4 protein-coding genes are annotated in these 5376 nt (G+C 28.2%); 2 read left to right on the top strand and 2 right to left on the bottom strand.

The genetic code is table 11. The features are described from left to right. Nucleotides 1–353: 353 nt before the first annotated feature. Nucleotides 354–503 carry a hypothetical protein gene (locus E6248_RS12520; RefSeq protein ID WP_316341132.1) on the top strand — a complete coding sequence of 50 codons (150 nt, stop codon included), beginning with the start codon at nucleotides 354–356 and terminating at the stop codon, nucleotides 501–503. A gap of 243 nt (nucleotides 504–746) precedes the next feature. Here the strand turns inward: E6248_RS12520 and E6248_RS12515 are convergent, their stop codons facing one another. Then, the gene (locus E6248_RS12515; protein ID WP_316341131.1) at nucleotides 747–1640 is read right to left on the bottom strand and encodes a haloacid dehalogenase-like hydrolase; all 894 of its coding nucleotides are present in this window, start codon (nucleotides 1638–1640) and stop codon (nucleotides 747–749) included. Between the two features lie 111 nt (nucleotides 1641–1751). On the opposite strand from E6248_RS12515, the gene E6248_RS12510 reads away from it, so the two are divergent. Beyond that, a complete protein-coding gene (locus tag E6248_RS12510) occupies nucleotides 1752–2714 on the top strand; it encodes a LacI family DNA-binding transcriptional regulator (RefSeq protein WP_316341130.1) in 963 nt (320 codons plus the stop codon). A 123-nt stretch (nucleotides 2715–2837) separates the two neighbouring features. Here E6248_RS12510 and nrdJ read toward each other — a convergent pair whose 3' ends face one another. Next, nucleotides 2838–5195: a ribonucleoside-triphosphate reductase, adenosylcobalamin-dependent gene (gene nrdJ / locus E6248_RS12505; protein WP_316341129.1), complete on the bottom strand. Its 2358-nt coding sequence runs from the start codon at nucleotides 5193–5195 to the stop codon at nucleotides 2838–2840. Nucleotides 5196–5376 lie beyond the last annotated feature (181 nt).

The raw sequence follows: 5376 nt of genomic DNA, 5'->3' as shown, positions 1-5376 counted from the left end.
CACTTATCTAATGATAAATTTTTATTAAGATTATAATATTTATACATTATATAAATATTATAATCTTAACATTTATATTTGTCACTATATCGCGACATATTTTCTTTTTTATTCACTACTTGTATCTAATTACTTCATTTAACAACACATAATCGAAACAAATGTAAATATAATCACTATTCGAAATAGATTTCACTTTAAAATATTACTTACTTTTACAAAGGTAACTTTCCCATTATAATACTCCTCTTCCTTCCCCCTACTCATTTGCCCACTAATTAACTTTGCTTGTCCCATCCACTTGCCCTTATAATGTACTTATACAAATTTTTTATTTTAAGGGGATGCTTAATATGCTAAATGAACAAGTATTAAAAAACGAATTAATAATCAAGATTGACTCATCATCTACAACTAATATTGATAAACTTATCAATCTACTAAATTCTAATAATATAGATGTTAATGCAATTGGAAAGGATGAATATCTAATTAAGCTTTAATATAAATGAAGGTGCTGTGACACAATGTAAAATGAATAATTAAAATTTAATAAAAAAGCTAATGAAATTTCATAAATTTTTTTAATAATTCTAGAAAATTTACATAAACTATTATTCATTTTTAAAGGGGCTGTTTAAAAAGCAGCCCCTTTATTTTATATATCCAATCTATTTATTTTCATTGTATTATCTATGGAGTTAATTACCTATAAGAAATGATGCTTTTTAAAGAGTCTAACTTTTTTATCTATTAATTGATTGAGCCATTTTAAAGTAAGTATGTCTCTTTCCTCTTACAGTTATTGATAAAGCCATTATATTTTCTGGATCTGCCATTCTTCCATAACCACCATCTCCAATATGATGTATATCAGCTCCAATTCTCTTATTACTCATACCTATTAATCTTATAGTATCTACATCTGCACTTTCTTGACTTGTTCCAATTGCACTCATTACTAGTGCACCTTTTGATTTTATTTTTCTAACTATATCTGATAATAAATTTTCATTTATACCTGGAACTGTACCAACTGCAGGTAGTAAAATACCATCAGCACCATTTTCCACAAAAGAAAATATCATCTTTTCATCTACTAAGTTTTCTACCATTCCAGCTCCATGCATCTTACCAGCTAAAATTAATCCTGAAAAATATTTTTTAGCATTTACTATAGAATTATTTATTGCTTCATTTGATACACCTGTAGATGGATTACCTGTTAAGCATATAAAATCAACTCCTAATTTTTCTGCTTCTTTAAATGTATCTATAGTTGCTAATCTTCCACTAGATAATTTAACTTTTTCATCTATTAAATTAGCGCTTTCATCTACTGGTTCTAAGTTAATTCCTACTGGTCTTCCTACAAGATTCTTAATTTTACTTATTGGATTTTCTTCATCCTTCATACCATTAATCTTCTTTAAGAATACATCAAACTCATTTAAAAGTATTAAATCCGCTCCAAAAGCACTCATAACTTCAGCATTTGTAACCCCCTCTAAAAGTGGTGCAGCAGTTACTACTGTTTCTCCTAAAATAGTTCTTCCTTCACTTGCTAAAATTGCATTTTTTAATTCATCCGCTTTCATATCCTTAAAATCACTTGCATAACAACTTAATAATCTCTTCATTTTATTCTCTCCTCTTAACTTTTAATATCTATAGTTTAACTATAAACTGTTCAATCGGTTGCACGTCAAGATTAATTTTTGATATAATTTTTTTAAAAGGAGTGAGCTAAGTTGAGTACTATATATGATATTTCAAAGAAATCTGGATTTTCGCCTTCTACTGTTTCTAGAGCATTAAATAATAGTAGTAGAATATCAGAGGAAACTAAAGAAATTATATTTAAAATAGCTAATGAATTAAATTATGTACCTAATAACAAAGCTGTTAGCTTAAGTACTGGAAAAAGTTATACTCTTGGAATAATAATTCCTTATGTAACTTATAATTCTTATTATAGCTCACTAATTAATTCTATTATTTATGAAAGCTTTAAAAGAAAATATAGGGTTACTTTCTTGCCAACTAATTATGATAAAGATGCTGAAGTAAATTATTTAAAATTACTATCTACAAAAGAATTTGATGGAATAATAATTACATCAGCAGCTAACTCTTATGATATCATTGAGAAATACTTAGAATATGGCCATATAGTAAGCTGTGAAGATACAGGTAATTCAGCCATTCCTTCTGTAACTTTAGATAAAAGTTACACTTATAGATCTATTTTAGAAACATTGAAAAATAATGGAATATATAACATAGGATTAACCTTTAGTAGATTACCTAATAGTAGTCTAAACTCTCAAAATACATATTCAGCCTTTTCTGAAAGCTTAAATACATTCAAAGAAGAAAACACGTTTTCTAATTGTAGAAATTTTGAAGATGGTATAAAGGCAGGAGCTTACTTTAATAGCATTATCCCTAAGCCACAATGTATTTTTGCTAATAGTGATGAAATAGCTTCAGGTATCTACTGGTACTTTAAGAATAATAATTTAGACCCACCTATTATTATAGGTCAGGATAATTACTCAAATAGTAAGGTCCTTAACTTATCTACAATAGACTTTCATCTTGAAGATTTAGGAATTGAAGCAGTAAGACTTTGTATTTCTGGTAATAGAGAAAATAAGGTTATTAAAGGAACCTTTATTGATAGAAATAATTTAAATTTAAAAACCTTATAAGTTTTGATTATATAAAGAGTTAAATAAAAAAGCTGTTACATTAAGGTATTTAAAAACACCTACTGAACAGCTTCTTTTTATTTAATATGATTTAATTAAGAAGGTCTTATCCCTGCTTTATATTTATCTAACTGGACAAATTCCAGTTTCGCAACCATCATTTCCAATATCAAGCTCAGTTTCTTCTTTTTCAAACTTAGATATTAGAGAAGGTATAAAAGGTTTCATTTCATTAACTCTCTTTTCATACTCTTCTTTCTCTATAGCTTCATAAGGTAATAGCTCATAGAAACTATCATCTAGTGGTAAAAATGATACTGCAACAACTGAATCCCAATTATCCCAAACCCAGTTTTCAACTTCTTCCCACTCATGGTCTCTAACATGAACTGTTATTGAACAATTATGCTCAACGTAATTTTCCATAAACATCTTATAATTTTCTAATTGCTCTAAAGCACTTACATCATACTTAGTTTTTCCTTCAGGAGCCTTAACTGGGAATTCCACTACCTTAGTAGTACAGTTTTCAATACTTTGACCTACTTCTGGTAATACTGGATATCCTAATTCTTCACATACCTTAACTAATGGATCATCACTTGATATTCTAACACGTCTTATAAAGTATGGTGAATGTGAATAGTGAACTCCACTTGATACTGAAGGTAATTGAGATAATGTACCTTCAGGTTTAATTGTAGTTACTAATAAAGGTTCATTTTGTCCAAGTTCCTTTGCATAATCAGATACAGCATCCTTTGCTGCCTTTTTTAATTTCTTAAGTAAGTCTGCTTCTTCTTCCTTAGTTAATTTAATAGCATTAACCATGTCCTGCCAGCCAGTTAAGGAACATCCAACTAACTTATCTCTTTGTTGAACTCTATCCCAATCTGGAAGTTCAAGTTCTACACAAGTCATTCTATAACCTGCTCTTGCAGATAATTTTTGTGCATCTAATAATGATTTCTCATCTAAGGTTCCATCTTCTTTAACAAAAGCATATACATTTACAGTAGTTAAATTACATAAACCTTGTGAGTCTAATAATATTTCACCACAAGGATTAACACCATTCATATTTGGTCTTCTCTTACCAGCCGCTTCTGCATTTATCCATCCTGGTTCCCCTGAATATCTCATTTTTTCTATATTCCATTTTAATCTTTCTCTAGTTGGCTTTTCAGTATAATAAATCGAATTATTACTCATTTGTCTATGAATTAATTCATTATTAACACTCCACTTACCATCTTCTTGCTTATAAAGATTAGATTTTGCTTCTATACATTCTGTATCACTTTCATCTATAATAACCATTTCAGCAGTTCTTCTAACACCACCAACTACAACATTCTCTCCAATAATATTAGCAATATCTAAACAATCTATAGGGGCAAGCTTAACATTATCCTTTTCTAATAAAAGTGACTTTCTCTTTATTACCTTATCAATTTTATAGAACATATTTTTTAAACTTTCATGACCAGAAGCTGTTCCCCCAAAGGTATTTAATCTTTCTCCCTTTGGTCTAACATGAGAGTAATCTATAATTATTGTATTTATATTTCTATATTGACTTCTTCCAACAATATTTAAGAAATGCTCTAAAGCTTGAACCCAGCCTTCCTTAGAATCTCCTATTACAATTTCAGCTGAAGTATTATTGTAAAAAGTTAATGATGTACTATCTTCTCTTATAATCTTAGGAACTTCTTTATAGTCCTTATGAATTAATTTATAATTAGTCCTAAGTTTTGGTATCTTATTTACATCTTCCTTAAGAACTCTAACTCCTACTCCAGATCCTATCATTAATAAATAAAATAAGTCCGTAAAAGCTTGGAATGAATCTATTATTTGAAATGCACAGTTAAAATTACTCATAGGATATTGCTTTGAAACCTTTGTATTTCCTACCCAAAAAGTTCTTCCAGATAAGAATTGTCTAAGATTAAAAATATTATCATATAATTTTTCTGCTTCTTCCTTTGAAGTTGGTATTATTGAAGTATTATACTCTACAGCTCTTCTAACTGTTTCCCACCAATATTCCCTTCTTCCTTGTTCTGATAAAAATCTTGAATATGTTCTATAATAAACAAAGTTTCCTAATTGCCCCATAGGAGATTTACTATGTTTATACTTACTTACAAAATCATCCTTTATCATCTTATAAGTTTCCTTGCTAGAATTCTTTCTTCTTTCCTTTTCTTTTTCGCTTCTATATATAATATATCTTTTAGCTACATCCTTTCTTTCACTATCCATCAATTTAAACTCAACCACATCTTGAATATCTTCCACTTCATAATATTTTTCAGTTCCATTTGATAGACTTACAAAGATTTCATTAGATATTTGAGAGCTTAAATTATGATCTACTCCAATCTTAGTTTCTTCCATAGCCTTTTCAATTGCTTTAGTTATTTTATCTTTAGTAAAATCCACTAAGCTCCCATCTCTTTTTCTTACCTTCACACTAACACCCCTCTAGAATATAGTTAATTTTAATAATATTAAATAAATATGACAATCTATCCATAATTATAATTATACTACATATTGTATTTAAATCTAGATGATTTTTTAAATAATACAATATGTAGTTATTTTAGCAATTAACTTTACTTAACTTTGAAAATTCTACATAATATAATTA

The organism is Clostridium sp., from assembly GCF_032552055.1.
Lineage (GTDB): Bacteria > Bacillota > Clostridia > Clostridiales > Clostridiaceae > Clostridium.
Note: the sequence above shows the minus strand (reverse complement) of the source record. Positions and strands in the feature narration are given on the sequence as shown.

Bases quoted from the DNA above. Each gene is read 5' to 3' on its own strand.
- E6248_RS12520 (WP_316341132.1), top strand. From the start codon at position 354: ATGCTAAATGAACAAGTATTAAAAAACGAATTAATAATCAAGATTGAC.
- E6248_RS12515 (WP_316341131.1), bottom strand. From the start codon at position 1,640: ATGAAGAGATTATTAAGTTGTTATGCAAGTGATTTTAAGGATATGAAA.